The sequence below is a fragment of the Roseomonas nitratireducens genome (genome assembly GCF_017813355.1).
Taxonomy (GTDB): domain Bacteria; phylum Pseudomonadota; class Alphaproteobacteria; order Acetobacterales; family Acetobacteraceae; genus Neoroseomonas; species Neoroseomonas nitratireducens.
In genome coordinates, this window is sequence record NZ_JAGIYZ010000017.1 from 88,048 (window position 1) to 113,862 (window position 25,815).

General features: G+C 73.8%; 22 protein-coding genes. 9 read left to right on the forward strand and 13 right to left on the reverse strand.

Annotation, left to right across the window (positions count from 1 at the left end):
• Window positions 1–3: 3 nt before the first annotated feature.
• The 4 genes from J5Y09_RS17110 to J5Y09_RS17125 form a co-directional block, all read right to left on the reverse strand.
• Window positions 4–978: a Bug family tripartite tricarboxylate transporter substrate binding protein gene (locus J5Y09_RS17110; RefSeq protein ID WP_209353034.1), complete on the reverse strand. Its 975-nt coding sequence runs from the start codon at window positions 976–978 to the stop codon at window positions 4–6.
• Window positions 979–1,090: 112 nt separating this feature from the next.
• Complete coding sequence (locus tag J5Y09_RS17115; RefSeq protein WP_209353035.1) at window positions 1,091–2,065, reverse strand: Bug family tripartite tricarboxylate transporter substrate binding protein; 975 nt, start codon at window positions 2,063–2,065, stop codon at window positions 1,091–1,093.
• A 99-nt stretch (window positions 2,066–2,164) separates the two neighbouring features.
• The gene (locus J5Y09_RS17120; RefSeq protein ID WP_209353036.1) at window positions 2,165–3,133 is read right to left on the reverse strand and encodes a Bug family tripartite tricarboxylate transporter substrate binding protein; all 969 of its coding nucleotides are present in this window, start codon (window positions 3,131–3,133) and stop codon (window positions 2,165–2,167) included.
• An 86-nt stretch (window positions 3,134–3,219) separates the two neighbouring features.
• Window positions 3,220–4,200 (reverse strand): Bug family tripartite tricarboxylate transporter substrate binding protein, encoded by a 981-nt coding sequence (locus J5Y09_RS17125; RefSeq protein ID WP_209353037.1) that lies wholly within the window; start codon window positions 4,198–4,200, stop codon window positions 3,220–3,222.
• Between the two features lie 169 nt (window positions 4,201–4,369).
• Here J5Y09_RS17125 and J5Y09_RS17130 point away from each other — a divergent pair, with 169 nt between their 5' ends.
• From J5Y09_RS17130 to J5Y09_RS17140, 3 genes are all read left to right on the forward strand, one after another.
• Complete coding sequence (locus J5Y09_RS17130) at window positions 4,370–6,007, forward strand: thiamine pyrophosphate-binding protein (protein WP_209353038.1); 1,638 nt, start codon at window positions 4,370–4,372, stop codon at window positions 6,005–6,007.
• Window positions 6,008–6,011: 4 nt separating this feature from the next.
• Window positions 6,012–8,033, forward strand: a complete 2,022-nt coding sequence (locus J5Y09_RS17135; protein WP_209353039.1) for a glycosyltransferase — start codon at window positions 6,012–6,014, stop codon at window positions 8,031–8,033.
• A 100-nt stretch (window positions 8,034–8,133) separates the two neighbouring features.
• Complete coding sequence (locus J5Y09_RS17140) at window positions 8,134–9,786, forward strand: caspase family protein (RefSeq protein WP_209353040.1); 1,653 nt, start codon at window positions 8,134–8,136, stop codon at window positions 9,784–9,786.
• A 3-nt stretch (window positions 9,787–9,789) separates the two neighbouring features.
• Here J5Y09_RS17140 and J5Y09_RS17145 read toward each other — a convergent pair whose 3' ends face one another.
• Window positions 9,790–10,101: an NAD(P)-binding domain-containing protein gene (locus tag J5Y09_RS17145; protein WP_209353041.1), complete on the reverse strand. Its 312-nt coding sequence runs from the start codon at window positions 10,099–10,101 to the stop codon at window positions 9,790–9,792.
• A 121-nt stretch (window positions 10,102–10,222) separates the two neighbouring features.
• On the opposite strand from J5Y09_RS17145, the gene upp reads away from it, so the two are divergent.
• A complete protein-coding gene (gene upp, locus J5Y09_RS17150) occupies window positions 10,223–10,867 on the forward strand; it encodes a uracil phosphoribosyltransferase (protein ID WP_209353042.1) in 645 nt (214 codons plus the stop codon).
• A 102-nt stretch (window positions 10,868–10,969) separates the two neighbouring features.
• Here upp and J5Y09_RS17155 read toward each other — a convergent pair whose 3' ends face one another.
• The 3 genes from J5Y09_RS17155 to J5Y09_RS24815 all read right to left on the reverse strand — a co-directional run bounded on the left by J5Y09_RS17155 (window position 10,970) and on the right by J5Y09_RS24815 (window position 16,074).
• Window positions 10,970–11,446, reverse strand: a complete 477-nt coding sequence (locus J5Y09_RS17155) for a TspO/MBR family protein (protein WP_209353043.1) — start codon at window positions 11,444–11,446, stop codon at window positions 10,970–10,972.
• Window positions 11,447–11,527: 81 nt separating this feature from the next.
• The gene (locus J5Y09_RS17160; RefSeq protein WP_209353044.1) at window positions 11,528–12,829 is read right to left on the reverse strand and encodes an aspartate aminotransferase family protein; all 1,302 of its coding nucleotides are present in this window, start codon (window positions 12,827–12,829) and stop codon (window positions 11,528–11,530) included.
• 53 nt (window positions 12,830–12,882) lie between these two features.
• A complete protein-coding gene (locus tag J5Y09_RS24815; RefSeq protein ID WP_209353045.1) occupies window positions 12,883–16,074 on the reverse strand; it encodes an AsmA-like C-terminal region-containing protein in 3,192 nt (1,063 codons plus the stop codon).
• A 17-nt stretch (window positions 16,075–16,091) separates the two neighbouring features.
• Between J5Y09_RS24815 and J5Y09_RS17170 the strand changes: the two genes are divergently transcribed.
• Together J5Y09_RS17170 and bcp are read left to right on the forward strand one after the other, a co-directional pair.
• Window positions 16,092–19,082, forward strand: a complete 2,991-nt coding sequence (locus tag J5Y09_RS17170; RefSeq protein ID WP_209353046.1) for a bifunctional [glutamine synthetase] adenylyltransferase/[glutamine synthetase]-adenylyl-L-tyrosine phosphorylase — start codon at window positions 16,092–16,094, stop codon at window positions 19,080–19,082.
• Complete coding sequence (bcp, locus tag J5Y09_RS17175) at window positions 19,079–19,546, forward strand: thioredoxin-dependent thiol peroxidase (RefSeq protein WP_209353047.1); 468 nt, start codon at window positions 19,079–19,081, stop codon at window positions 19,544–19,546. Before J5Y09_RS17170 ends, bcp begins: the two co-directional genes overlap by 4 nt.
• Before the next feature lie 65 nt (window positions 19,547–19,611).
• Here the strand turns inward: bcp and J5Y09_RS17180 are convergent, their stop codons facing one another.
• From J5Y09_RS17180 to J5Y09_RS17190, 3 genes are all read right to left on the reverse strand, one after another.
• Window positions 19,612–19,980: a hypothetical protein gene (locus tag J5Y09_RS17180; protein WP_209353048.1), complete on the reverse strand. Its 369-nt coding sequence runs from the start codon at window positions 19,978–19,980 to the stop codon at window positions 19,612–19,614.
• Between the two features lie 176 nt (window positions 19,981–20,156).
• A complete protein-coding gene (locus tag J5Y09_RS17185; RefSeq protein ID WP_209353049.1) occupies window positions 20,157–20,624 on the reverse strand; it encodes a hypothetical protein in 468 nt (155 codons plus the stop codon).
• 77 nt (window positions 20,625–20,701) lie between these two features.
• Window positions 20,702–22,207 (reverse strand): pilus assembly protein TadG-related protein, encoded by a 1,506-nt coding sequence (locus tag J5Y09_RS17190; RefSeq protein ID WP_209353050.1) that lies wholly within the window; start codon window positions 22,205–22,207, stop codon window positions 20,702–20,704.
• Window positions 22,208–22,434: 227 nt separating this feature from the next.
• Here J5Y09_RS17190 and J5Y09_RS17195 point away from each other — a divergent pair, with 227 nt between their 5' ends.
• Complete coding sequence (locus J5Y09_RS17195) at window positions 22,435–22,995, forward strand: TadE/TadG family type IV pilus assembly protein (protein WP_209353051.1); 561 nt, start codon at window positions 22,435–22,437, stop codon at window positions 22,993–22,995.
• Window positions 22,973–23,398, forward strand: a complete 426-nt coding sequence (locus J5Y09_RS17200; protein ID WP_209353052.1) for a TadE family protein — start codon at window positions 22,973–22,975, stop codon at window positions 23,396–23,398. Before J5Y09_RS17195 ends, J5Y09_RS17200 begins: the two co-directional genes overlap by 23 nt.
• Before the next feature lie 10 nt (window positions 23,399–23,408).
• Here the strand turns inward: J5Y09_RS17200 and J5Y09_RS17205 are convergent, their stop codons facing one another.
• A complete protein-coding gene (locus tag J5Y09_RS17205; RefSeq protein ID WP_209353053.1) occupies window positions 23,409–23,876 on the reverse strand; it encodes a nucleoside deaminase in 468 nt (155 codons plus the stop codon).
• A 42-nt stretch (window positions 23,877–23,918) separates the two neighbouring features.
• Here J5Y09_RS17205 and J5Y09_RS17210 point away from each other — a divergent pair, with 42 nt between their 5' ends.
• A complete protein-coding gene (locus tag J5Y09_RS17210) occupies window positions 23,919–24,971 on the forward strand; it encodes an LLM class flavin-dependent oxidoreductase (protein WP_209353054.1) in 1,053 nt (350 codons plus the stop codon).
• 4 nt (window positions 24,972–24,975) lie between these two features.
• Here J5Y09_RS17210 and J5Y09_RS17215 read toward each other — a convergent pair whose 3' ends face one another.
• Complete coding sequence (locus J5Y09_RS17215; protein ID WP_209353055.1) at window positions 24,976–25,764, reverse strand: fumarylacetoacetate hydrolase family protein; 789 nt, start codon at window positions 25,762–25,764, stop codon at window positions 24,976–24,978.
• Between the last annotated feature and the right edge of the window lie 51 nt (window positions 25,765–25,815).

The following is a 25,815-nucleotide window of genomic DNA, read 5'->3' on the forward strand; positions in this document are numbered from 1 at the left end:
GCGCTATTCCGGCTGGGCGCCGGAGATGCGAACCATCTCCGCCCAGATCGGGCGTTCCCGGGCCAGCCGCTCGGCCAACTGCGCGGGCGTGGTGCCGAGCAGCCGCGCGCCCATGCCGATCGCGCGCTGCTGGAGCGCGGGGTTGGCGAAGGCGGTGCGGATCTCCTGCGACAGGCGCTCCGCGATCTCGCGCGGCATGGCGGCCGGCCCGGCCCAGAGGTGCCAGGGGCCATAGGACAGGCCCGCGAAGCCGGATTCCGCCATGGTGGGCACGTCGGGCAGGCCGGGCCAGCGCTCCGGCGTGGTCACCGCCAGCGCGCGCATCCGCCCTTCCTGGATGACCGAAACATAGGAGGCGAGGTTGTCCACCGCGATCTGGATGTCGCCGCCCAGCATCGCCGGGATGGTCTGCGCCGCGCCGCGGAAGGTGATGTGTTCCGCCCGGATGCCGGCCTGCGCCATGAGGTAGGCGCCCGAGAGGTGGATCGTCGTGCCGACGCCGGACGAGCCGTAGGAGACCCCCTGCGGGCGCGCCTTCGCCCAGGTGACGAATTCCGCGAGCGTCCGCGCGGGCACGTGCTGCGCCGGCACCACCGCCACGTTGGGCAGGTCCCACATGGCGCTGATCCAGGCGAAGTCGCGCTCGGCGTTGTAGGGCAGCTGGCGGAACAGCAGCGGGTTGATCAGCAGGTTGTGCATGCTGACGGTGCCGACCGTGTAGCCGTCCGGCGCGGCGCGGGCGATCGCCTCGGCGCCGATATTGCCCGAGGCGCCGGAGCGCGTCTCGACCACGAAGGGCTGGCCGAGGCGCGTCTGCATCTGCTCGCAGGCAAGGCGCGTCATCACGTCGAGCGACCCGCCCGGCGGGAAGCCCACGATCACGCGCACCGGCCGGTTGGGCCAGGGCGCCTGGGCCAGGGCCGGCGCGGCCAGGGGCAGGCTGCCGGCCGCGGCCAGCAGGGTACGGCGGGTGGTCATGGGCGGCGTCTCCTCCGGTGGCGGCCGCTTGCTGCCGGCCGCCTTTTCCGCCGAGGCTACACCATCCCGCGCGGCGCGCGAGCGCTTCGCAGCGCCGCGCCGCGGGTGCGGCCTATTCGGGCTGCACGCCCGCCCGCCGCAGCACCTCCGCCACCTTCGGCAGGTCCGCGCGCACGAAGGCGTCGAAGGCCGCCGGGGTGGCGAGTTGCGGCTGGCGTTCCACGCCGATCTCGCCGAGCCGGCCCTGCAGCCGCTCCATCGCGGTGTTGAAGGCCGCGTTCAGCGCCGCGACCGCGGGCGCGGGCGTGCGCACCGGCACGAAGGCGCCGAACCAGGCGGCCGCGTCCCAGGCCGGCAGCCCGGCCTCGCTGGCCGATGGCACGTCCGGCAGGATCGCCGCGCGCGTCGGTCCCGCGACCGCGATGGCGCGCACCGTGCCGCCGCGGATATGCGCGACGGCCGAGGCGATCGGGTCGACGCACATATGCGCGTTGCCGGCGATGACGGCCTGCATGGCCGGCCCGCCGCCGCGGAACTGCACCATTTCCATCTGCACGCCCGGCACCGCGGCGCGGAAGATCTCGGACGCCAGGTGGTTGCCGCTGCCGATCCCGGCGGAGGCGAAGTCGACCTTGCCCGAATTGGCGCGCAGCCAGGCCAGCAGGCTCGCCATGTCGGTCACCGGCATGCGCGGGTTCACCACCAGCACCTGCGGCACGCGGCCGAGATGCGCGACGGCCGCGAAGTCGTTCAGCACGTCGAAGGGCATGCGCGCGACAAGGCTCGGCGCGATGACATGCGCGTTGGAATGCAGCAGCACGGTGTGCCCGTCCGCCGGCGCCTTCGCGACCATCTCGGACCCGATCAGCCCCGCCGCGCCGCCGGCGCGGTTTTCCACCACGACGGACTGGCCGAGCAGGTTGGTCATCGTCTCGGTCATCACGCGCGCGACCACATCCGTCGCGCCGCCGGGCGCGAAGGGCACCACGATGCGGACGGGGCGGTCGGGGCGCCAGGCGGCGCCCTGGGCGCGGGCGATGGTGGGCGCGGCAAGGGCAAGCGCGAGGGCTGCGCGACGGGTGGTCATGGCGGCGGTCTCCCTGGGGCACGGCATCTCACGGCCGGGCTTCATGCGCGCATCATGGCATGCCCGCGGCGGGCGCGCAGCCGCCGCGGGCTGCGCGCGTCATTCGGGCTGCACGCCCGCGGCGCGCAGGATGCGCGTGTGGCTCTCGATGTTCTCGCGCACCAGCGCCATCACCTGCGCGCTGGTCTCGAAGCCGGCGCGCGGGGCGACGCCGGTCATCTCGTTCAGCCGCGCCGCGCTCTGCTGGATCGCCTGGCGGAAGGCCGCACCCAGGGCCGCGAGCACCTCCGGCGGCGTGCCCTTCGGCGCGACCATCGGGAAGAACTCCTCGAAGACCACGCCGGGGATGCCGGCCTCGGTCACGTTGGGCACGTCGGGCAGCGCGGGGCTGCGGCCGTTCGACAGCACGGCGAGTGCGCGCAGCGTCCCGCCGCGCACCTGGCCGATCGCGGAGGCCATGGTCGGCGTGCCGAAATGCGCCTCGCCCGAGACCATCGCCGCGACGCCGGGGCCGCCGCCGCGGTAGTGCACCGTCTCGAATTCGAGGTTCATGCGGCTCATGAACAGCAGCCCGGCGATATGCGGCCCGCTGCCCAGCCCCGCCGAGGCGTAGTTGAAGCGCCCCGGATTGGCGCGCAGCAGGGCCACGAATTCCTGCGCGGTGCGCGCCTCGACGCGCGGGTTCACCACCAGCAGGTGAGGCGAGAAGCCGGCCACCGCCACGCCCTCGAACTCGTTCAGCGTGTTGTAGGGCATGCGCGCGACCATCGCGGGCAGCGTCGCGAGCGAACTGTTGATCAGCACCGTGTAGCCGTCGGGGGCTGCGCGCGCGACCGCCTCGCTGCCGATCAGGCTGCCCGCGCCGGCGCGATTGTCGATCACGACAGGCTGACCCAGGATCTGCGACGCCGCTTCGGCGAGGATGCGCCCCACGATGTCGTTCGACCCGCCAGGCGCGGCGGGCACGATCAGCCGGATCGGGCGCGTCGGCCGCCAGGCGCCCTGCGCGCGGGCGACGGCCGGAGTGGCGAGGGCAAGCGCGAGTGCGGCGCGGCGCGTGGTGGTCATGGCTTTCGTCTCCCCGATGGCGCGGCGTCTGTCGGCCGGCCTTGTTGCTTGCGTGGCGGCGGGGCCTCGCGCCCCGCCGGCCGGCATTACTCCGGCTGGACGCCGGCGGCGCGGAGGATGCGCGAGTACTCGTCCACGCCCTCGCGCACGAGGTTCATCACCTGCGCGCTGGTCTCGAAGCCGGCGCGCGGCGCGACGCCGGCCATCTCGGTCAGGCGCCCCGCGCTCTGCTGGATCGCCTGGCGGAAGGCCGCGCCGAGCGCCGCGAGGATCTCGGGCGGCGTGCCGCGGGGCGCGGTGATGGGGAAGAACTCCTCCAGCACCACGCCCTGGATGCCGGCTTCGGTCGCGCTCGGCACATCCGGCAGGGCGGGGCTGCGCTCGTTCGCGAGCACCGCGAGAGCGCGCAGGCCCCCGCCGCGGATCTGGCCGAGCGAGGAGGCCATGGTCGGCGTGCCGATCTGGGACTCGCCCGCCACCAGCGCCGCCACGGCCGGCCCGCCGCCGCGGTAGTGCACCGGTTCGGCCTGAAGGTTCAGCCGGTTGGTCAGCACCAGCCCGGCGATGTGCACGCTGCTTCCGATGCCCGCCGTGGCCAGGTTGAAGCGGCCCGGATTGGCCCGCACCAGCGCGACCATCTCGGCCGCCGTGCGCGCCTCGAAGCGGGGGTTCACGACGAGCGTATGCGGCGAGAAGCCGGCCACCGCCACGCCCTCGAAGTCGGTCACCGCGTTGTAGGGCACGCGCGCGACCACCGCCGGCACCGCCGCATGCGCGCTGTTGATCAGCAGGGTGTGGCCGTCGGCCGGGGCGCGCGCCGCTGCGTCGCTGCCGATCACGCTGCCGGCCCCGGCGCGGTTCTCGATCACGATGGGCTGGCCCAGGATCTGCCCGGCCGGCTCGGCGATGATGCGGCCCACGATGTCGTTCGACCCGCCCGGGGCGAAGGGCACGATCAGGCGCATCGGGCGCGTGGGCCGCCAGGTGCTGCCTTGCGCCCGCACCAGGGCGGGCGCGGCGAGACCGGCCAGCGCGAAGCCGAGCGTGGAACGGCGGGCGATTGTCATGGTCATGTTCCTCCCGGACAGGCTTGATTCGGGCCGGCGGATGCGTGCGGGCGGCCCTTTTCGTTGAACCCGCCCTTCTTAGCGCGAACCGCCGCCGCCGCCACCCCTGGCATGGATCAACCGCGCCGGCCGCGCTATCCGATGCGGGACCGAGGGGAAACGCCGCCGCATGCCGACCGCCGCCCAGAGCCTGATCCAGTTCCTTGCCGCCCAGGGCATCGACCGCGCCTTCTGCGTGCCGGGCGAATCCTACATCGCGCTGCTCGACGCGCTGCACGCCCATCCGGGCATCGACCTCGTCACCTGCCGCAGCGAGGGCGGGGCCGGCTTCATGGCGGTGGCGGATGCCAAGCTGACCGGCCGGCCGGGCGTGGTGCTCGTCTCCCGCGGGCCGGGCGCCTGCAACGCCTCGATCGCCGTGCACACCGCCGAGCAGGACGCGACCCCGCTGATCCTGCTGGTCGGGCAGGTGGAAAAGCGCGACCTGCGCCGCAACGCCTTCCAGGAGATCGACTACGGCCGGATGTTCGGCGGCATCGCGAAATGGGTGGGCGAGGCCACGCATCCGGACCAGGTTCCGGAACTGATCGCGCGCGCCTACGCCATGGCGATGCAGGGCGTGCCCGGCCCGGTCGTGCTCTCCCTGCCCGAGGACGTGCTCGCCGAGCCCTGCGCCGCCCCCGTGCCCGCCGCGACGCTGCCCGCCCCCGCCATCCCCGCGCCCGCCGACGCGGCGCGCTTCGCGGCGTTGCTGCGCGGCGCGGAACGGCCCATCCTGCTCGCCGGCCACGCCTTCGACCGGCCCGGCGGGCGGGAGGCGCTGCGCGCCTTCGCGGAGGCCTGGAACCTTCCCATCGCCGTCTCCTTCCGCCGGCAGGACCTGTTCCCGAACGGGCACGACCTCTATGCGGGCGACCTCGGCCTGCGGAACCCCGACGCGCAGCGCGCCGCCTTCGCCGAGGCGGACCTGGTGATCGCGCTCGGCACGCGGCTGACGGACATCACGACCCAGGGCTGGACCTGGCCCGCGCAGGGGCAGCGCCTTGTCCATGTTTGTGCCGAGCCGCGCTTCCTCGGCTGGCTGTTCCCGGCGGAACTCGCGCTGCCCGTCGATGCGCTCGCGCTGATCGCGGCGCTGGACCACGAGGCACCCGCCGCGCCGGCCGGCCGCGCCGCCTGGAACGCGCGGCTGCGCGCGCTGCATGTTGCCGATACCGGCGTGCGCGCGGCCAATCACGCGGATGGCGTCGCCTTCGCCGAAGTCGCGCGCCGCATCGGCGAGATCGCCGCGCCGGATGCGATCGTCGCGCTGGATGCCGGCACCTTCGGCGCGCCCTTCTATCGGAAAACGCCCTGGACGCCGCCGCAGCGGCTGCTCGCCCCTGTCTCCGGCGCGATGGGCTTCGGCGTGCCGGCGGGTGTGGCCGCCGCGCTGCGCTTCCCGCAGCGGCAGGTGATCGCGGCGGTCGGCGACGGCGGCGCGCTGATGACGGCGGGCGAATTCGCGGTCGCTGTCGCGCGCGGCGTGCCGCTCAAGATGATCCTGTCGGACAACGGCACCTACGCCTCGATCCGCATCCACCAGGAAAAGGCGCATCCCGGCCGCGTCTCGGGCACCACGCTCGAGAACCCGGACTTCGTCGCCTGGTGCGCATCATTCCGCGTGCCGGTGACGCGGGTGGACAGCAACGCGGACATACCCGCCCTCGCCGCCGCGCTGGCCGCGCCGGGGCCGGCGGCAATCGTGGTGCGCACCTCGCTCGCCGCCGTGCTGCCCGCGACGCCGGCGGCGCAGGCCGCCGAGTAGCTCGATGCTGGCCGCCGCCCGCGCCATGGCGGAAGCGGGCGACGCGCCGGCGGCGCTCGCCGCGGCGCATGGCGCGGTCGCGGCGGCGCCGGAGGATGCCGCGACGCGCCTCGCCGCCGCGTCGATCGAGGCGCGCTGGGGCGACCCCGCCGCGGCGCTCGCACTTCTGGAACCGGCGCTCACGGCGATCCGCGCCGACCAGGAAAGCCTCGACCACCTCGCCATGCTCGCCGGGCTGCTCGCCACGCGCGGCGCGGTCGCCGAAGCCGCCGCGCTGCTCGGCCCCTGCTGGCGCGCGAGCCACCGCCCGATGCTGCGCGCCGCCTTCGTGCCGATCGCGCTCGCCGCGCATCGTCGCGGGCTGAACGCGGGGGCGGATGGGGCGCTGCTCGAGGACGCGGCGGCTGCGATCCGTTCCGCCCTGCCCGCCATCGCCGCGCGCGACCTCGCGGAATTCGCGCGGCTGGCCGAGGAAGCCGGGCGCGGCGACCTGCTGCGTCAGGCGGGGCTCGCCGCGATCGCGGCGGGCGAGGCGACGCAGGCGCGACGCCTGGTCGGCCTGGCCCCCGGCGCGCCCGCCACGCCGCGCGGGCTGGAACTGGCCGCGACGGGACAGGCCGCGCGCGGCGCGGTCGCCTTCGCCCTGGCGCTGGCGGAAGCGCCCCGCGACCCGGCCGCGCGGCTGAACGCGGGATGGGCGGCGCTCGGCGCCGGCGACGCTTCGGCGGCGGAGGCCGCCTTCGCCGGTCTGCGCGGCGCGCCCGCCCTGGTGATGGCGCAGGCCGGCTGGCCTGCCTTCGACAGCCTGCCCTGGCCCTACGGCGCACCGCCGGCCGCCGCGCCGCGCCTGCCCGACGGCGCGCGCTGGCCGCGCATCCGGCTCGTCACGCCCTGCCTCAACCCCGGGCCCTGGCTGGAGGAGACGATCCTGTCCGTCGCGGCCCAGGGCTATCCGCTGGTCGAGCATGTCGTGGTCGATGGCGGGTCGACCGACGGCACGGCGGCGATCCTCGCGCGCCATCGCCACCGCCTCGCCGCCGTCATCGTCGGGCGGGATGGCGGGCCGGCGGAGGCGATCGCGAAGGGCCTGGCCGGCAGCACCGCGGACCTGCTCGGCTGGCTGAACGCGGACGACATGCTGGCACCCGGCGCGCTGCATCGCCTCGCCGCCGCCTGGCGCGCGGACCCCGAGGCCGACATCGTCCATGGCGACGCCATCGCGCACCGCGCGCGGCGGCTTGTCGCCCTGCAGAGGCCGCTGCCGGACGGGCCCGGCGAATTCTCCCTCCCCGCCCTGGCCGACATCTTCGGCCGCTGGGCGCAGGGCCGCTTCTTCCTGGGGCCGGAGGCGATCTTCACGCGGCGGCTGTGGGACAGGCTCGGCGGAAGGCTCGATGCCTCGCTGCGCGCCTGCTTCGACTACGAGTTCTGGCTGCGCGCCGCGGCGGCCGGCGCGCGCCCCGTCGCCGCGCGCTGGCCCACCGCCTTCTACCGGCTGCACCAGGGCCAGATCAGCGGCGGGCGGGCGCGGGTCGCGCGGGAACAGGCGATGGTCCGCGCCCGCTTCCACAGCCCCGCGCCGCCGGCGGCGCGCGCGGCCGACATCCGCGCCCGCGTCGCTGCGGGCCTCGCCGCGGGGCGGCTGCTGCTGGTCGACCCCTGGGGGGCTGCGCCGCGCGATGCCGCCCGCGCCGCCCTGGCGGCGCAGGGCATCGCGCTGTCGACCGAGCCCTTCGAAGGGCCGGGCCTCGCGCTGCGCCTGCTGCGCCCGCACGACCCGTCCGACTGGCCCGCGCGCCTGCGCGCCGACGGTTTCACCGGCGCCGCAATCGGCTGGATGCTGGACGCCGAGGGCGACCCGGACGCGCTCGCGGCGCATCCGCCGGGCCTCGACATCGCCGTGCCGGCGGACGCCGCGCAGCGCGACCTGCTGCTGTCCGAGGCTGCCTTCGTGACCGAGGCGCTGCCCCTGCCCGCCGCGCTGACAGCCCTGGTCGCGGCGCTGCGCGGGATCGCCGCCGCCTGACGCCCGCCCGGGCCGGCGGCGGGACAGGGTGCGAAACGCTTCATCGCGCGTGCGTTCGGTCGCTGCGCCGGGGCGCGCCGGATGATATGCTCACGCAAGGATGACCCGACGGCTCCGCCTCCTGCTCGCCGCGCTCGCGGCGCTGATGCTCGCCACGCCCGCGCTGGCGCAGCCGGGCGCGCGCGTGGCGCTCGTCGTAGGCGCCGGCGCCTATCGCGCCATCCCCCCGCTCGCCAACCCGCCCAATGACGCGCGCGCGCTCGCGGCCACGCTCACGCGGCTCGGCTTCGACGTGGACCTGGTGCTCGACCCCGACCGGCTGGCGATGGAACAGGCGGTGCGGCGGTTGGGCCAGCGCGCGACGGGGGCGGATGCGGCGCTGTTCTTCTACGCCGGCCACGCGCTGGAATTCGGCGGGCGGAACTGGCTGCTGCCGGTCTCGACGGATATCCGCAACGACCGCGACCTGCGCTTCGAAGGGCTCGACCTCGACAGCGTCATCGCCCAGCTGGAAGGCGCGCGCGTCTCGATTGTGCTGCTCGATGGCTGCCGGGACAATCCCTTCCGCCTGCGGCTGGCGAGTGCCACGCGCGGCATCGCGACGGGCCCCGGCCTGTCCCCGGTGCGCGCGGCGGTCGGCACGCTGATCGCCTTCGCCACCGCGCCCGGCGAGGTGGCGGAGGACGGCGCCGGCCAGCACAGCCCCTTCACCGCCGCCCTGCTGCGCAAGATCGCCACGCCGGGGCTGGAACTGCGCGCCATGATGGCCGAGGTGCGGCGCGAGGTCCGCGAGCAGACCGGCGGCCGCCAGGTGCCCTGGGAGCATTCGGCGATGGAGGGCGCCTTCTACTTCGTCCCCGCCGCCATCACCGTGCCGGCCGCGCCCGCCCCCGCCGCCGCGCCGGCGCGCGACGACCGCGCCGAGATCCTGTTCTGGGAGACGGTGCGCGCCGGCGGCACGGCGGCGGACTACCGCGCCTATCTCGACCGCTTCCCCGAGGGCGTCTTCGCCCCCCTCGCCCGCGCAAGGCTGGCCGAGGCGGAGGCGCGGCGGGCACCGCCCGCCGGGCCGGCGCTGGCCGCCCTCGCGCCGCCGCCGCCGGTTAGCGCGCCGCCCGCGACGCCGCCGCCCGCGCCCGTCGCCGCGCGCGCGATGCTGCCGCTGCCGCGCGCGGCGGGCGAGCTTGCGCGCGCGCTGCCGCATGTCTCGCCCGAGCATGGGCGGAGCACGGCCGCGGGCTACCTCGCCGCGCCGGGGCCGAACCGCGCGCTTGCGATCAATCCGGACCAGCGGACGGGCATGCTCGTGCAGGGCTTCGCCTCGGCCGAGGATGCGGAGACGACGCTGCTCGAACGCTGCCAGATCGCCTTCGGCTCGCCCTGCCTGCTGGTCGCGGTGAACGACGCGCTGCTGGCGCCGGAGGCGATGGCCCAGCGCCGCGACATGCCCCGCCTGCGGCACGCCGGCGCCTATGATCCGGACCGCGTGCCCGGCATCGCCGCGCGCCGCCGGCCGCAGATGCCCGAGGTGATGGGCTATGGCGACAAGCCCGGCCCGAAGGCGATGGCGATCCATCCGCAGGGCCGCGTCGCGGTCGCGAACCTCGCGCGCAGCCGGGACGACGCGGCGCAGCAGGCGCTCGCCGCCTGCCGGGCGATGGCGCAGCGCGACCGGCTGGTCGGCAGCTGCCTGCTGTATGCCATCGACGACGAGGTGGTGCTCCCGCGCCGGCTGACCCAGCCGCCGCGCTGACCGTCACACCACGACCACCCGCCCGGCATCGCGCGGCAGCAGCCCGAAGGGATCGAAAGCGACCGGCGCGAGGCTCGGCAGGGTCGCGGCATCCGTGGTCGCCGCGAAGCGCCCGGTCGCGCCGGCCGCGCGCCAGGCCGCCGCGGCGCGGTCGGCGGCCGCCGGGTCGATGTCGCAGCCCGTCACCTCGAAGCCCGATGCGGCGGCCTCCAGGGCGAGCGGCAGGCCGACATGGCCGAGGCCCAGCACGACCAAGGGGTCGCGCCGCGCCTCGCGATCCGGGACCTCCACGGCAAGCGGAGCGGAATCGGGCATGCGCCATAGTTGCGTTCTCGGAACTTTTATTCAACCAGGGCGTGACATCGCCACGGCCCCTGGCGCCGCGGCGCCGCTTGGGCCAGACAGAAGGACGCGCAGAGAGGGGAGTCGAGCGTCGATGTCCGGCACGGAGACCGCGGGCCTTCACGTGGCGGACCATCCGCTGGTGCAGCACAAGCTCGGCCTGATGCGGGAGGCCGACTGCCCTTCCTCCGACTTCCGCCGGCTGCTCGGCGAGATCGCCATGCTGCTGTGCTACGAGGTGACGCGCGACCTGCCGCTCGAACAGGTGCCGATCTCCACGCCGCTCGAACCCATGATGGCGCCGCGCATCGCGGGGCGGAAACTCGTGCTCGCCCCCGTGCTGCGGGCGGGGCTGGGGATGCTCGACGGGATGCTCGCCCTGCTGCCGGCAGCGCGCGTCGCGCATGTCGGCATCTACCGCAACCCGGCGACGCTGGAGGCCGTGGAGTACTACTTCAAGGCGCCGCCCGACGTGGCGGAGCGGCTGGTGCTGGTGCTCGACCCGATGCTCGCCACGGCGAATTCGGCGGTCGCGGCGATCGACCGCTTCAAGGCGCGCGGCTGCACGAACATCCGCTTCGTCTGCCTGCTCGCGGCACCGGAAGGCATCGCGAAGCTGCGCGCGGCGCATCCCGACGTGCCGATCTGGACCGCGGCGATCGACCGGGCGCTCGACGACCACGGCTATATCAGGCCGGGCCTCGGCGATGCGGGGGACCGGATCTTCGGGACGGTCTAGAGCCGTTTCAGTTCGCCTCGGCTCACGGCCCCGACTCTAGCCCCTTGATTTTTGCGAGCATCTTTACTCCGTTCAAACGATCCCGTTTGAACGGATGATGCTCTAGGCGCGGACGGGGTTCAGCCGCCAGAGCGTGAAGTTCAGCACGCCCGCGAAGGTCACCCAGGCGAGGTAGGGCAGCAGCATCAGCGCCGCCGTGCGGTGCACGGTCCAGAAGGCAACGATGGTCGCCAGGATCGCGATCCAGAAGACGATGAGTTCGAGGAAGGCGAGGTCCGGCCGCTTCATGCCGAAGAAGATCGCCGACCATGCCGCGTTCAGCACCAGCTGCACGCCGTAGATAGCCAGCGGCACGGCCGCCCCCGCGAAGCCCGCCTTGCGCCAGACCAGCCAGCCCGAGATCGCGATCAGCGTGTACAGCACCGCCCAGGCCGGGCCGAAGGCCCAGTCCGGGGGGTTCCAGGACGGCTTGGCCAGCCCCCGGTACCATTCCCCCGGCGTGAACAGCGCGCCCGAGAGCGCGGCCGCGAGGTTCGCGCCGAAGAAGCCGAGCAGCCCGAGCAGGGACGACCATTCCATGCGGGGGATATGGCGCTCGCCGCCCCGATTGTCGACCGCGCGTCGCATCCCCGCGAAAGGCGGGCGCGGCGCGCGGCCCGGTCAGGCCGCGCCGCGGCTGCCCGGCAGGCTCGCCAGCGCGGCGCGGAAGGCCTCCAGCGTGCGGTCGATGTCGGCCGCGTCATGCGCGGTCGAGATGTAGAACTTGCTGTCGCCCTTGAGGATGCCGCTGGCGCGCAGCACGCCGTTCACATGCTTCTGCATCGCGGTGTCCTGGCGCAGCGTGGCGCGGTAGTCGCGCACCTCGCCGGCCGTGTAGACCACGTCGAACAGCACCGGCTCGCCCACCGTCTGGGCGGGAATGCCGGCCTCGGCGATCAGCGCCGACATGCCGTCCATCAGCCGGCGGCCGGTGGCGAAGACCGCGTCATAGGCGCCCGGCGCGCGCAGCAGCTCGAGCGTCGCGAGGCCGGCGGCCGAGGCGACGGGGTTGCCCGACAGCGTGCCGATCTGGGTGAGGAACCCGGCCTCCCCCACCGCCGCGCGGTCGAAATGGCGCATGATGTCGGCGCGGCCGGCGACGACCGCGAGCGGGAAGCCCCCGCCCACGATCTTGCCCAGGGTGCAGATGTCGGGCGTGACGCCGTAATAGGCCTGCGCCCCGCCATAGGCGAAGCGGAAGCCGGTCACGACCTCGTCGAAGATCAGGGGAATGCCAAGCCGCGCCGTCACCTCCCGCACCGCTTCCAGGAAGCCCGGCACGGGCGGGATCAGGCGCTGGAAGGGTTCGAGGATGACGCCGCCGATCTCCTCCGCCCGCGCCTCGATCAGCCGCACCGCGGCCTCGGCGTCGTTGAAGGGGGCGATCAGCATCTCGGCGCGCACCGCCTCGGGGATGCCGGGGCTGTCGGGCACGGCCTGGGGGAAGTTCGCCAGGTGCTTGGGGGCCAGGGACATCAGCCCCCAGTCGCTCATGCCGTGGTAGCCGCCCTCGAACTTCACGATCTTCGAGCGGCCGCGATAGGCGCGGGCAAGGCGCATCGCATAGAGGTCGGCCTCGGAGCCCGAGGAGACGAAGCGCACCTGCTCCGCGCAGGGCACGGCATCGACGATCGCCTGGGCGAGGCGGATGCCATGCGGGTTGTTGGCGAAGAAGGTCGTGCCCTTCGGCACCTGGGCAAGCACCGCCTCGGTCACCGCCGGATGGGCGTGGCCCACGAACATCGGGCCGGAGCCGAGCAGGTAGTCGATGTATTCGCGCCCCGAGACGTCCCACACATGGGCGCCGCGGCCCTCGGCGATGATCACCTCGGCGGCGAAATTGCCGAAGGATCCGCCGGGCAGCGCGCGGCGGGCCGCGTCCATCAGCTCCGCCGTCCCGTCCTTCGCGATCCCGTCCGCCATCCGAGCCTCCTGCACCGTGCCGGGGGAAGGCTAGGACGAACCCGCGCGCCGGCCTAGCGCTGCGCCGGCGGTTCGTCAGCCCCCTGCTGGCCCAGTCCGAAGATCCCGCGCAGGAAACCCGGCGTCAGCGCGGCGAGCGGGTTCACCGTGACCGCCGGGTCGGCGAGCGGGCCGCGCATGCGGTAGGTCGCGGCGAACAGGCCGCCGCCCTGCTCGGGGCTGAAGATGCGCCCGAGCACGGGAATGCGCCCGAGCAGGGAGTTGAAGACATAGGCCGGCACGATGGTGCCTTCCATGTCGATCGTGTCGCGGATGCGGTCGATCCGCCCGCGCGCCGTCAGGCCGAGCGAGACCGAGAAGGCGCGCGCATCGTTCAGCACCAGCGCCTCCCGCGTCAGGACGAAGGGCGCGGTCAGGCTGGCGAAGGACAGGTTCTGGCCGGACAGCGCCTCGAACACGCCATAGACCGTCATCGCCTGCAGCAGCTTGGCCAGCGCCGGGGCCTCCCGCACGCTGAACTCCTCCAGCTCCGCGCGCCCGGCGAGCGGCGCGCCGGGCCGGCGATGGGCATAGGCGGCATCGACCGACAGCCGCCCGCCCTCGATCGTACGCAGCACGCCGAAGGCGCGCAGCAGCGCGCCGCCATCGTCGCTCGTCAGGCGCAGCCGGCGCCGCTCGCCCTCCGGCGCGATCGTCAGGCGCATCGCGCCGCGCGCCCCGACCCGCGCGTCGACCTCCGCCGACTGCACCGCGCCCAGGCCATCGACGCCCGCGCGCGCGTCGAGTGCGGCGATCTCCCGATCGGCCGGCAGCAGCACGCGCTCGAAGCGGGCGGTCAACGCGACCGGCGGGCCGGCTTCCTCGGTGCGCGCGGCCGCCGCCCCGGCCGGCGTCGAGAGCGCGGGGGCGAGGTCGAGCACCGGTCCGTTCAGCGCGATGGTCCACCCCCCGCCCGGCTGCGGCGGGGCGAGTTCCGCGGCGAAGCGGCTGCGGCCAAGCGTGGCCTCGGTGATCTCGATCCGCTGGGGGATGCTCCGCTCCGTGCGGTCGGCGCGCGCGCGCAGGCTGACGCCGGGCCCATCGACGCGGATGCCCTCGATCGCCCGCAGCTGGCCGTTCTGCAGGACGAACTGCGCCTCCCCGTTCGCCGGGGTGCCGGGCGGCCGTGCCCAGGACAGCGCCTCGACCGCCAGGCGCGCGTCGCGGAAATCGGCGCGCAGCGCGACGCGCCCCTGGCCGTTGCGGCGCGTCTCGGTGCGGATGTCGAGGCCGACCACGCCTTCCACGAAGGGTCGCGGATCGAGCCCGAAGGTCGCGATCTGGCGTGCCTCCGCCCGGCCCGTCACCGTCTCCCGCGCCACCACCTGGCCGGGCGCGCCGGGGCGGAAATCGGCTTCCTGCTGGATGCGCAGCGGGATGCCGGCGACCGTCGCCGTGCCGGTCGCGCGCAGCCCCTGGGTGTCGGCGACGAAGTCGAAGGCGCCGCGCTCGAGGTCCCGCCCCAGCACCGCGCGCGGGATACGCACATCGGTCCCCCGGCCGGTCGCGCTGATGCGCATCGCTTCCACCGGCAGTTCGGCCAGCAGCGGGAAGCCCAGCAGGAGCCGTCCCTCCCGCAGCGTGCCGGTGATCTCGGAAATCGGCGGCTGGCGGTTGCGGAACAGGCCGAGCCGCGGATGGCGCAGGATCGTCCACACATCGGCGACTGGGCCGGTGACGTTGAACTCCATCTGCGCCGTCTCGGGCGTCGCGACCAGGTCGAAGCGGATCAGCCCGTCGCGCACGCGGATGCCGCTGGCCGATTGCCGCCCGCCGGTCAGTTCGAGTTCGATCGCGTCCAGGCCGAAGCGCGCGCGGCCCGCCGTCTCCTCGGCCGGCGGGATGGGGCGCAGCCAGTGCACCGTCAGCGCCTCGGCGATCGCGCTGCCTTCGAAGGCGCTGACGCGGGTGGCGCCGGTCGCGAGTTCCCCCTCCGCGACGAGGCGCCATTCCCCGTCGCGCGCCCGGCCCGCCGTCACGTTCTCGACCAGCCAGCCGCGCGCGCCGCCGGCCAGGCCCACCGGCCAGTAATGGCCGATATCGGCGAGCGCGACCTCATCCAGCCGCAGCCGCGCCTCGGCGCGCCAGCGCCCGTCCTCCAGGCGCGCCTCGGCATCCGCGCGGATCAGCGGCGGGGGGCCGGCGGCCGGATGCGGCGGCGGCGCGGGCCGCAGCACGGCGCGCTCGACGCGCAGCGTGTCGTCGGCCAGCGTCAGGTCGGCCTCGAAGCCCGTGATCGGCAGCTGGCCCCGCTCCCCGAGGTCGATCCGCCCCGGCCCGGCGCGCAGCCGGGCGAGCGCCATGCGCGGCAGGGCGAAGCCGTCCAGCCGGACATCGAAGGCGAGCATGACCTGCGCATCGAGCGCGGCGAGCGGCGCGAGCGCCGGCGCGGCGCGGGCGAGCGCCGCCGGATGGAGCGCGGGCGCGGCGAGCGTCAGGCTGCCGCGCCGGGTCTCGCCTTCGAGATGCCCGGCAAGGCGCAGCGCGACCCGTTCCGCCCCCACCCGCACGGCGCCGGTCCCGGCAAGGTCGATCCCCCCGCCCTCCCGTCGCGTCAGCGCGAGCGTGCCGATCTCCGCACTCCAGGCACCGCCGAGCTGCGCGTCGCGGACCTGGAGCCGCGCATCGAGGATGCGCACGCGGCGGAGGGCCGCGAGCGGCGTCGCCTCCGATGGCGGGCGCATCAGTTCGGCCAGCGTCTCGAACAGCGCGGCGGCGTCGCCCGGCCCGCCCGCGGGCGGTTCGGTCGTCTCGCCCAGCGCGCCGAGGTCGAGGCGGAAGCCGCCATCGGACGCGCGATGGGCATGCAGGCTGAGCCCGCGCAATTCCAGCGACCTCGGCGCGACGACGCCACGCAGCAGCCAGGACAGGGAAAGGGAGATCGCCGCATCCGGCAGTTCCGCCTGGACCGCCCCATCGGCGCCGATGGCGCGCACCCGGCCGAGGGTGAAGTCCAGCGGCGAGCGGTGCCCGTCGCGCCAGCCGGACCAGGCGACGGACGCCTCGCCGATCTGAAGGCGCACGCGGCCCGCCCCGGCGTTGAAGGCTTCCTCCGCCTGGCGGGCGAGCCAGGCGATCGGCAGCGGGCCCTGTTCGAGCCGCCAGGCGAGCGCGGCGAGGCCAAGCCCGGCCAGCAGCGCGAGCGCGGCGGCGAGGCGGAGGAACCGCCCCATCATCCGCCCGGCTTGACCCGCGACCCGCCTCACCTGTTCCCTGCCCCCCCATGACGGCCTGTTTCGCGCCCGAGCGGCTGCCCCGCCCCTTCGACCCCGCCGCCGTCGCGATCCTGCGCGAGCGCTTCGCCGAGCGCGGCGCCGCCGAGCGCGACTTCGCGGCGAGCGAGGCGGGTGCCGCCCTGCTCGCGGCGCTCGCCGGGCACAGCCCCTACCTCGCCGACCTCGCCGAGCGCGAATCCGGCGCCCTGCTGGCGCTCGCCGAGCGCGGCCCCGATGCGATGATGGAGCGCGTGCTCGACCCGCTCGCGCGGATCGATCCGGACACGCCACGCACCGTCGTCGCGACCACCCTGCGGCAGGCCAAGCGACAGGGCGCGCTCGTCGCCGCGGTCGCCGACATCGCAGGCCTCTGGCCGCTCGACAAGGTCACGGGCGCGCTGTCGGACCTGGCCGAGGCGTCGATCGACGCGGCCTGCGCGCACCTGCTGCGCGACGCGGCGGCGCGGGGCGAACTCCGCCTCGCCGGCGCGGCGCGGGCGGATCCGCGCATCGTCGGGCGCAACTCCGGCCTCGTCGTGCTCGGCATGGGCAAGCTCGGCGGGCGGGAACTGAACTACTCGTCCGATGTCGACCTCATGGTGCTCTACGATCCGTCGGCGGCAGCCTACCATGCAGACCGGGCGGGCGCCGTCTACGTCCGCATCGCCCGGGACATGGTCCGCCTGCTCGAGGAACGCACGGCGGACGGGTATGTCTTCCGCACCGACCTGCGGCTGCGCCCGGACCCGGCCGCGACGCCGCTCGCCGTCTCGATCCCCGCCGCCATCGTCTACTACGAGAGCATGGGCCAGAACTGGGAACGCGCCGCCATGATCAAGGCGCGTCCCGTGGCCGGCGACCGCGCCGCGGGCGAAGCCTTCCTGCGCGAGATCCGCCCGTTCGTCTGGCGCCGGCACCTCGACTTCGCGGCGGTCGCCGATATCCATTCCATCAAGCGACAGATCCACGCGCACAAGGGGGCCAAGGGCGCCAACGCGACCGTCCAGCTCGAAGGCCATGACGTGAAGCTCGGCCGCGGCGGGATCCGGGAGATCGAGTTCACCGCCCAGGTGCTGCAGCTGATCTGGGGCGGGCGGGACCCCGGGCTGCGCGACCCGACGACGCTCGGCGCGCTGTCCTCCCTCGCCGCCGCGGGCAAGATCGAGCGCCGCGCCGCGGCCGACCTCGCCGATGCCTACGTGTTCCTGCGCAACCTGGAACACCGGCTGCAGATGGTGGCCGACCGGCAGACCCACCGGATGCCCGAGGATGCCGAGGGCGTCGCGCGCATCGCCTCCTTCCTCGGCTTCGCCGACCCCGACGCCTTCCGCGCCGCCTTCACCGCGCATCTGCAGCGCGTCGAGCGCCATTACGGGCGCATGTTCGAGGCCGAGCCGACGCTGGCCTCGGAGGAGACCAAGGGCAGCCTGGTCTTCACCGGCGTGGAGGACGACCCGGCGACGATCGCGACGCTCTCGGCCATGGGCTATGCGGGGCCGTCCACCATCGCGGCGATGGTGCGCGGCTGGCACCATGGCCACACCCGCGCGACGCGCAGCGAGCGGGCGCGCGAATTGCTGACCGCGCTGATGCCTTCCCTGCTCGCCGCCTTCGCCAGGCAGCGCGACCCGGACGCGGCGCTGGCGCGGCTCGATGGCGTCTTCGCGCGGCTTGCCGCCGGCGTGCAGGTGCTGAGCCTGCTCGCGCGCAACCCGCCGCTGCTCGACCGGCTCGCGGGCATCCTCGGCGCGGCGCCGCAGCTGGCCGACCACCTGTCGCGCCACACCGCCGCGCTCGAAGGGCTGCTGGTGGGCGCGGGCGGGACGGTCGGCAACGCGGCGGCAACGCTGCCCGCCCTGCTGAAGGATGCGCGGCATCTGGAGGAAGCGCTGGAAGCCGCGCGGCGGCTCGTGCTGGAAGGCAAGTTCGAGATCGACGCGGCGACGCTCGAGGGCACGCTCGACATCGACGCGGCCGGCGAGGCGCGCAGCGACCTGGCCGATGCCGCCATCGTCGGCCTGCTGCCGCACATCGCCGGCGCCTTCGCCGAACGCCACGGCAAGGTGAAGGGCGGCGCGCTCGCCGTCGTGGCGCTGGGCAAGCTCGGCGGGCGGGAGATGCTGCCCGGATCGGATCTCGACCTGATCCTGATCTACGACCACGCGGCGGGTGCGGAGGCGAGCGAGGGCAAGGCGCGGCGCGGCCAGCCGGCGCCGCGGACGCTGCCGGTCAGCACCTACTTCATGCGGCTCGCGCACCAGATGGTGGCCGCCATCACCGCGCCGGGGGCGGAGGGGAAGCTCTACGAGGTGGACATGCGGCTGCGGCCCTCGGGCTCGAAGGGGCCGGTCGCCGTCTCGCTCTCCGCCTTCCAGCGCTACCACGCGGAGGAAGCCTGGACCTGGGAACGCATGGCGCTGACGCGCGCGCGCGTCGTCGCCGGCCCGCCCGTGCTCAAGCGCAAGATCGAGGCCGCGATCCGCGCGGCGCTGCTGCGCCCTGACGCGGCGGATAAGGCGGTGCCGGACGCGCTGGCGATGCGCGGGCGGATGCTGCGGGACCTTCCGCCGGACGGCCCCTGGGACGTGAAGCTCGGCCGCGGCGGGCTGGTGGAGGTGGAGTTCATCGCCCAGGCGCTGCAACTGGTGCATGCGCGCCGGCATCAGGGCGTGCTGGCGACGACGACGCGCACGGCGATCGCCAACCTGGCCGCCGCCGGCGCGCTCGATCCGGACGAAGCCGCCGCGCTGGCCGGCGCGGAGCGGATGTGGCGTTCGATCAGCGGCCTGCTGCGCCTGACCGTCGGCCGCTGGCGGGAGGAATCGCTGCCCGACAGCGTCGCGGCCGCGCTGCTGAACGCCTGCCGGCGCCTGTGCGCGGAGGATCCGCCGGTTGACCTCCCGGCCCTCCAGGCACAGATGGCGCGACGGGCGAAGGAGGTGCGCGCGGTGTTCGAACGACGCCTCGGTCGCCCCGAGAGCAGCGGGGATCGCGAATGACCGAACTGGCCGAGGGCAAGAAGGCGCCCGCCTTCAAGATGAAGGCGAGCGGCGGGCGGGAGGTCTCCTCCGCCGCGCTGAAGGGCAAGCCCTACCTCCTGTATTTCTACCCCAAGGCGGATACGCCGGGCTGCACCAAGCAGGCCTGCGGCGTGCAGGAAGCGCTGCCGCAACTGGGCAGGCTGGGGCTCGAGGTGATCGGCGTCAGCCCGGACCCGATGCCGCCGATCGAGAAGTTCGCGAAGAAGTACAACCTCGCCTTCCCGCTCGCCTCGGATGAGGACCACAAGGTCGCCGAGGCCTATGGCGTTTGGGTCGAGAAGTCGATGTACGGCAAGACCTACATGGGCATGGAGCGCACGTCCTTCCTCGTCGGCGCGGACGGGAAGATCGTGAAGATGTGGCGGAAGGTGAAGCCCGAGGCGCATGCGGCGCAGGTGCTGGAAGCCGCCGCCGCGCTGTAGCGCGCAAGCTCGAAGGGCCGCGGCGCCGGGGTGCGGGGGCCATGCCCCGCGCCCCGGCCCGGCTGTCAGCGCGCGCGCAGGCCCTGCGGCGTGGCGACGAGGTCGCTGACGGCGCAGACGTTCACGCGGCGCAGTTCCGACGAGTAGCCGTTGTCGAGCACGAAGCGGAAATCGTACGGCACCGCGTTCGACAGGCGCACGGTGTAGACCTGCCCCGGGCGCATCACGTTGGCGCCGAGCCTGTCCGGGCCCCAGTTGCTGTTGCTGGACGGGTTGTAGAACAGCTGCGCGACGACGCGGTTGGTCTGGTTCAGGAAGCGGATGTTGGTGTTGCAGCCCTGGACCGTGTGCACCTGCGCCTGGGCGGCGGGAAGGCTGGCCGTGAGGAAGGTCGCCGCCACGAGGAGGCCGAGGCGGATGGCACGCGTTGACATGGTCGAGTCTAATCCTTGCGTTTGTTCCAGTATTTGAGGCGATGGCGGCGTCGCGGACAAGTCATTTCGACCGCCGAGAATTTTCGCCTCCGTCACGCTGCCTGTCATGCCAGGCGCACGCAGGGCCAGGGGCCGAACGCCATCCGCGCGCAGGTCGTTCCTGCCTGCGCAGGATGTCAGCCCCCGTAGCGGCGCGCGCCGCCGAGCACCAGGCCCGCGATGAGCCCGGCCGGCCCGCCCACGACCGCGCCGAGCACGGCGAAGACCGGCGCCATCAGCGTGCATGACCCCGGCCGGCTGCATTCCGGATTGGTCGCATAGAGGCCAAGCCCGACCATCCAGCCCAGCACCAGCCCTCCGACGAGGCCGCCCAGCCCGAGCAGCACGCCGAACAACAGCGCGCGGCCGAGACTGCCGGGGCGCCCACCGGTCTGGCGCGCGGGGAAACCCGCCTGAGCCATGGCCGCCGCCAGCGCCTTCGCGGGCGCGAGGGAGGCGATGGCAACGAAGCCCTGGCCCGGATCGGTCCAGACCTGCGCGACGGGGTCGCAGCGCCGGACCGCCACGGCGATGGCCGCGGCCTCGGCCGGGCCGCGCAGGCCGGAGACGGCGAAGGTGCGGGCATCGGGCGGGGGCGCGGTCACTGGTCCGGCGGGGCTCCTCCGGCATCGGCGCCGGTGTTGGCAGGCTAGGCCCCGCCGGCGGCGCGGTCGACGGGGGGCTACTGGATCAGGCGCGTCCTGAGGATGCCGGCGACGGGGGTGTTGATGCGCGCGCAGCCCGAGGTGTCGAGCGTCCAGTCGTCGGAAGACTCGAAGAATACGATGCCTGCCACGATGGGATTGCACGGCGACAGCCGGCTTGTCGTGGAACTCTTGATCCAGACTGCCGACTCGCCGAAGTACTGTCCGCCTTCGAGGTGCACGTTCTGCGCGGTTTCGAAGGTCACGCCGAACCGTTCAAGCGTACTGCCATCCGCGCGGCCTTCCATGTTGTTGGCGCCGGGCGGCTGGTCGTCGAGCAGATAGCCGCCGGACAGGCGCACGAAGAGCATGCCGTTGAGGGCGGGGTCGCTGGCGTTGACCGCCGGGGCGCGGAAGTCGAGCTGCGCCCCCTTGACCCAGAACTCGCCCGGCCGGCCACGCAGGTCGGGGTTCGTCGCCGCCTGCGGGGAGTCGAGGAAGACGAAGGTGCATTCCAGACAGTTGAGCGCGCCGCTCAGGTCGATCGTCAGGTTCACGCCGCGGAAAAAGTAGGTGCCCGACGTCATCGTCGCGCCCGCGCCCTCCTTGAGATTGATCGTCGCCTCCCGCTGGCCTGCCGGGGGGCAATAGACGCCCGGCGTCAGGACCTGCGTGTTCCCCTGCGCCCGCGCCGCGAAATCGACCGAGGTCGAGGTCAGCGTCCGCGTGCAGGCCGGAGCGACCAAGGCGTCGAGATGCGAATAGGGATTGGATACCGGGCGGACGGACCCCGTGAAGGGCGCCGAGCGACTGACGAAGCCGCAGGCGTCGCCCGTCGCCGTGGACTCGATCTTGCCGCAGCGGCTGTCGGTGGACCGCAGCGCATCCGTCACCAGCGCACCGGCGTTGATGCTGTCGATGACGATGCCGCGCTGATACTCGTTGGTTCCTGACAGCGCCCCCCGGTCGCGCGAGTTGGCGTGCACCACGCAGTTCAGGTAGCGGTGGTTGTCCGTGCTCTTGTAGCGAACCTGGGTCGGCTGATTCGCGCGGTCGACGCCATCGGGCCTGTCGGCGAGCAGGCAAACGTCCTGGCGGTCGAACGGTGCCGCGACCGCCCGGCCGGCCGGCGTGACCGTGTTGCCCACCGCGGGGATGAGCCGCGTCAGAACGGTCGTGATGTCGCGCCGGACGATGACCTCCACCGCCGCCGAATTGCCCCCGGCATCGAGGTTGACCACCACCGCCGCGCCGGCAGCGCCATCGGTGAAGCCGTTGCGTGCCGCCACTTCCAGCGCGGCGGCCGTCGCTGCGCTGCGCATCTGCACGTCCCGGCTGCCATCGAGCAGCCGCGCCGCCGCCAGCGCCGCCATGTCCGCCGCGTTCTGCGCGTTGCGCCGCATCAGCAGCCAGTGCCCGCCCTCGATCGCGAGCCCCGCCATGCCGAACAGCGCGGCGGAGGAGACGGCGATGGCCGCGCCCAGCGCGCCGCGGCGGCGCGCGGCGGGGCGGATGCGGAGAAAAGGCAGGCGGCAGCGAAGCATGGCGCGATCCTGGCAGGCGAGGCGCCGGATCACGCAACAGTCATCCGTCCCGGTGAAGTAACGTTTACGTTACGCCATACCTTCACGAAATCTGGAGGACCCCATGAAGAACGACATCGACAATGCGCGCTGCAATTTCCATCACGAATTCTTTATAAGAACTCCCCTGACGAACGCCGTTCCTTGTGCGCAATATCACCCGACCTTCGCCCTCACCCAGGCCGCGCATGCTTCCATCCGCATTCCAGGCGCTCGCAAGCGCCATCCACCGCCGCCTCGCCCGGCGCGCCCGCGCCGCCGCGGCGCTGGAATTCGGCCTCACGGTGCCCATCCTCGGCGTCGCGCTGATGGGCATCGCGGACTACGCCAACGCGATCCAGCACATGACGCGGCTCGAAAGCGCCGCGCGGTCCGGGGCGCAGATCGTCTGGGCGCAGCCGGCGACGAACGCCACCGCCTCGGCCACCGACAAGTCGGCCGCCAATGCCGCGCGCAACCCCGATGGGGAGGCGGCGGTGCGCGCCTTCCTCACCGGCTGGCAGGAAGACACCTCCGCGGATTGCGAAACCGCCACCACGGGCGCCGCCGTCTGCATCCGCGCCTGGACCTGGTGCCAATGCTCGGGCGATGCCGTGGACCGGGCCAACGCGCTGCGCTGCACCGCGACCTGCCCGGGCACGGAGACGATCCGCCAATACGGCTCCGTCACCGCATCCCGCCCCTTTTCGCCCATCGTCACAGCCCCGGTCACGAGGGTCGTCGGCAATGTCGAACTGCGCATCCGCTAGGGCCCGGCGCTTCCGCCGCGGCAGCGCCGGGCTGGAATTCGCCATCGTCGGCGGGCTCTTTTTCGTCATGCTGCTCGCCGCCGTCGATCTCGGCCGGTACTACCTGACGCTGCACTCCATCCGGACCTTCGCGGCCGAGGCCTCCCGCCACGGCACCGTCGTCATGACCGGGGCCGGCACGCAGACGCTGTCGGGGGCGGACCTGGTCGCGGCGGTTGGGCGGGCGGGCATCCTCGGCGGCGCGCCCGGCGTGACGCTGACGCGGACGCAGACGGGCGCGGGCTCCGGCACCAGCATCCGCGTCCAGGTCTCGGTCGACCATCCCTTCACCTGGGTGATCAACGTCTTCGGGGTCGGCACGACCCGCTTCCGCGAATCCACCGACATCACCTTCCAATGGTAGTGACGGCGGCTCAGTAAGGCACCTTGTCCGCCTTCGCCTCCCACAGCCGGAAGGCCTCGATGGCTTCCGTCCCCAGCAGCCGGCGTAGCGGCAGGCGGCGCTCGGCGATCGGCAGGCACACCTCGTCGTAGATCGCCGCGTCGTCGAAGCCGATCGCCGCGGCGTCCGCCCGGTCGTTGCCGTAGACGATCTCCGTGATGCGCGCCCACCAGACGGCGCCGAGGCACATCGGGCAGGGCTCGCAGCTCGTGTAGATCACCGCGCCGGACAGGTCATGCGTGCCGAGCGCCGCGCAGGCCGCGCGGATCGCCACCACCTCGGCATGCGCCGTCGGGTCGCGGGTGGGCACCACGGCGTTGCGCCCCTCCCCCACGATGCGGCCATCCTTCACCACCACCGCGCCGAAGGGCCCGCCGCCCTCCGCCACCCCCTGGCAGGAGAGCGCGATCGCCCGCCGCATGAAGCCCGCCTCGTCCATCCCTGTCCCCAAGCCCCCTGACCGCGCTAGCATATGGGGAAGATGAGCGACTTCACCCTCTCCGTCCTCGATCAATCCTCCGTCGCCTCCGGCCGCACGCCGGGGGAGGCGATCCGGGAAACGCTGGCGCTCGCGCGCCATTGCGACGCGCTGGGCTTCCGCCGCTACTGGTGCGCGGAACACCACAACAGCGCCTCCCACGCCGGCGCGGCGCCGGAGGTGCTGATGGCCGCCATCGCCGCGACCACGCAGCGCATCCGCGTGGGCTCCGCCGGGGTGATGCTGCCGCATTATTCGAGCCTGAAGGTCGCCGAGCAGTTCCGCGTGCTGGAGGCGATCGCGCCCGGCCGCATCGATTTGGGCGTCGGCCGCGCGCCGGGGTCGGACGGGCGCACCGCCTTCGCGCTGAACCCGAACGCCAACGAGGCCGCGGACCGCTTCCCCGCCCAGGTGATGGAAGTGCTCGGCTGGCACGGGGACGGGCTGCCGGAGAACCACCCCTTCCGCAACGTCGTCGCCCAGCCCGCGGTCGATACGCGGCCGGAGATGTGGATCCTCGGATCATCCGACTACGGCGCGCAGGTCGCGGGCTATTTCGGCCTGCCCTACTGCTTCGCGCATTTCTTCTCCGACGGCGGCGGGTCGGAACAGGCGATCGCGGTCTATCGGGAGAGCTTCCAGCCCAAGCCCGGCATGCCCGGGCGGCTCGAAGCACCGCATCCCGCCCTCGGCGTCTATTGCCTGGTGGCGGATACGGAAGCGGAGGCGAAGCGGCTGTTCCGCTCCCGCGAGTTGTGGCGGCTCAAGCGCGACCGCGGCCTGTACCTGCCTCTGCCGAGCGTCGAGGAAGCCGAGGCGCATTCCTACAACGACCTCGAGCTCGCGCGGCTGGAACGGATGCGCGCAGCGGCAATGGTCGGCACCCCGGAACAGGTCAGGGCGAAGCTCGAGGCGCTGTCGGCCGAGCATGGCGGCGTGGCCGAATTCGCCGTCATCACCCATTGCCACGACGCCGAAGCGCGGCGCCGCTCCTACACCCTGCTCGCCGAGGTCTTCGGCCTGAAGGCCGGCGGCGTGCCGATGGCGGCCGAATAGCCGGCTAGGCCGCGCCGCCGCCCATCACGTTCCGCAGCGTGCCGATCCCGGCGATCGTCACCTCCACCACCATCCCCGGCCGCATCGGCAGCGCGCCCACCGAGGTGCCGCAGGCGACGAGGTCGCCGGGCTCGAGCGTCATCTCCCGCGACAACAGCGAGAGAATCCGCGCCGGCGGCAGGATCATGTCGGACGCCGGATAGTCCTGCCGCACGCGGCCATTGAGCGCGACCTGCACCCGCAGCGCCGACCAGTCGAGCCCCGTCGCGATGGCGGGCCCCACCGGCCCGAAGCCGTCGCAGGATTTTGCCCGCGCCCATTGGGGAAAGGCCGGGTCAGCGGTGAGGATGTCGAGCGCCGTGACGTCGTTCACCGCCGTCAGGCCGAAGATGGCCCCGGCCGCCTCCTCCTCCGTCGCGTCCTTGCAGCGGCGGCCGACCACCAGGCCGAGTTCGCCCTCGTACAGGATCTTGCCCGCATATCCGGCGGGCGGCGGGATGGTGCCGTCCGGGTCGAGCAGGCTCGTCCCCGCCTTGAGGAACCACAGCGGCCCGTCCGGGATCGCGGCCCCCGTCTTGGCCGCGAGTTCGCGGAAATTGTTCCACAGGCCGATGAATTTTCCCGGCCGCACAGGGGCCAGCAGGCGCACGGATTCGCGCGGGATGGCCTCGCCGGTCGGGGTCGCGCCGGCGAAGATGTCGCCGGCATGGGCGGCGATGGTGCCGCCGGCCTCGTCCCAGGTGCCGAAGCCCTCGCTGCCATCGCCGCGCGCGAAGCGAACCCAGAGCGCCATGCGCCATCTCTCCCCTGGCCTGAAGGGGCGGACCCTATCGGCGGGCGGCGG

What these genes read in the sequence shown, in the direction of transcription:
- J5Y09_RS17110 (WP_209353034.1), bottom strand. Translation starts at nt 978, where the DNA reads ATGACCACCCGCCGTACCCTGCTGGCCGCGGCCGGCAGCCTGCCCCTG.
- J5Y09_RS17115 (WP_209353035.1), bottom strand. Translation starts at nt 2,065, where the DNA reads ATGACCACCCGTCGCGCAGCCCTCGCGCTTGCCCTTGCCGCGCCCACC.
- J5Y09_RS17120 (WP_209353036.1), bottom strand. Translation starts at nt 3,133, where the DNA reads ATGACCACCACGCGCCGCGCCGCACTCGCGCTTGCCCTCGCCACTCCG.
- J5Y09_RS17125 (WP_209353037.1), bottom strand. Translation starts at nt 4,200, where the DNA reads ATGACAATCGCCCGCCGTTCCACGCTCGGCTTCGCGCTGGCCGGTCTC.
- J5Y09_RS17130 (WP_209353038.1), top strand. Translation starts at nt 4,370, where the DNA reads ATGCCGACCGCCGCCCAGAGCCTGATCCAGTTCCTTGCCGCCCAGGGC.
- J5Y09_RS17135 (WP_209353039.1), top strand. Translation starts at nt 6,012, where the DNA reads ATGCTGGCCGCCGCCCGCGCCATGGCGGAAGCGGGCGACGCGCCGGCG.
- J5Y09_RS17140 (WP_209353040.1), top strand. Translation starts at nt 8,134, where the DNA reads ATGACCCGACGGCTCCGCCTCCTGCTCGCCGCGCTCGCGGCGCTGATG.
- J5Y09_RS17145 (WP_209353041.1), bottom strand. Translation starts at nt 10,101, where the DNA reads ATGCCCGATTCCGCTCCGCTTGCCGTGGAGGTCCCGGATCGCGAGGCG.
- upp (WP_209353042.1), top strand. Translation starts at nt 10,223, where the DNA reads ATGTCCGGCACGGAGACCGCGGGCCTTCACGTGGCGGACCATCCGCTG.
- J5Y09_RS17155 (WP_209353043.1), bottom strand. Translation starts at nt 11,446, where the DNA reads ATGGAATGGTCGTCCCTGCTCGGGCTGCTCGGCTTCTTCGGCGCGAAC.
- J5Y09_RS17160 (WP_209353044.1), bottom strand. Translation starts at nt 12,829, where the DNA reads ATGGCGGACGGGATCGCGAAGGACGGGACGGCGGAGCTGATGGACGCG.
- J5Y09_RS17170 (WP_209353046.1), top strand. Translation starts at nt 16,092, where the DNA reads ATGACGGCCTGTTTCGCGCCCGAGCGGCTGCCCCGCCCCTTCGACCCC.
- bcp (WP_209353047.1), top strand. Translation starts at nt 19,079, where the DNA reads ATGACCGAACTGGCCGAGGGCAAGAAGGCGCCCGCCTTCAAGATGAAG.
- J5Y09_RS17180 (WP_209353048.1), bottom strand. Translation starts at nt 19,980, where the DNA reads ATGTCAACGCGTGCCATCCGCCTCGGCCTCCTCGTGGCGGCGACCTTC.
- J5Y09_RS17190 (WP_209353050.1), bottom strand. Translation starts at nt 22,207, where the DNA reads ATGCTTCGCTGCCGCCTGCCTTTTCTCCGCATCCGCCCCGCCGCGCGC.
- J5Y09_RS17195 (WP_209353051.1), top strand. Translation starts at nt 22,435, where the DNA reads ATGCTTCCATCCGCATTCCAGGCGCTCGCAAGCGCCATCCACCGCCGC.
- J5Y09_RS17200 (WP_209353052.1), top strand. Translation starts at nt 22,973, where the DNA reads ATGTCGAACTGCGCATCCGCTAGGGCCCGGCGCTTCCGCCGCGGCAGC.
- J5Y09_RS17205 (WP_209353053.1), bottom strand. Translation starts at nt 23,876, where the DNA reads ATGGACGAGGCGGGCTTCATGCGGCGGGCGATCGCGCTCTCCTGCCAG.
- J5Y09_RS17210 (WP_209353054.1), top strand. Translation starts at nt 23,919, where the DNA reads ATGAGCGACTTCACCCTCTCCGTCCTCGATCAATCCTCCGTCGCCTCC.
- J5Y09_RS17215 (WP_209353055.1), bottom strand. Translation starts at nt 25,764, where the DNA reads ATGGCGCTCTGGGTTCGCTTCGCGCGCGGCGATGGCAGCGAGGGCTTC.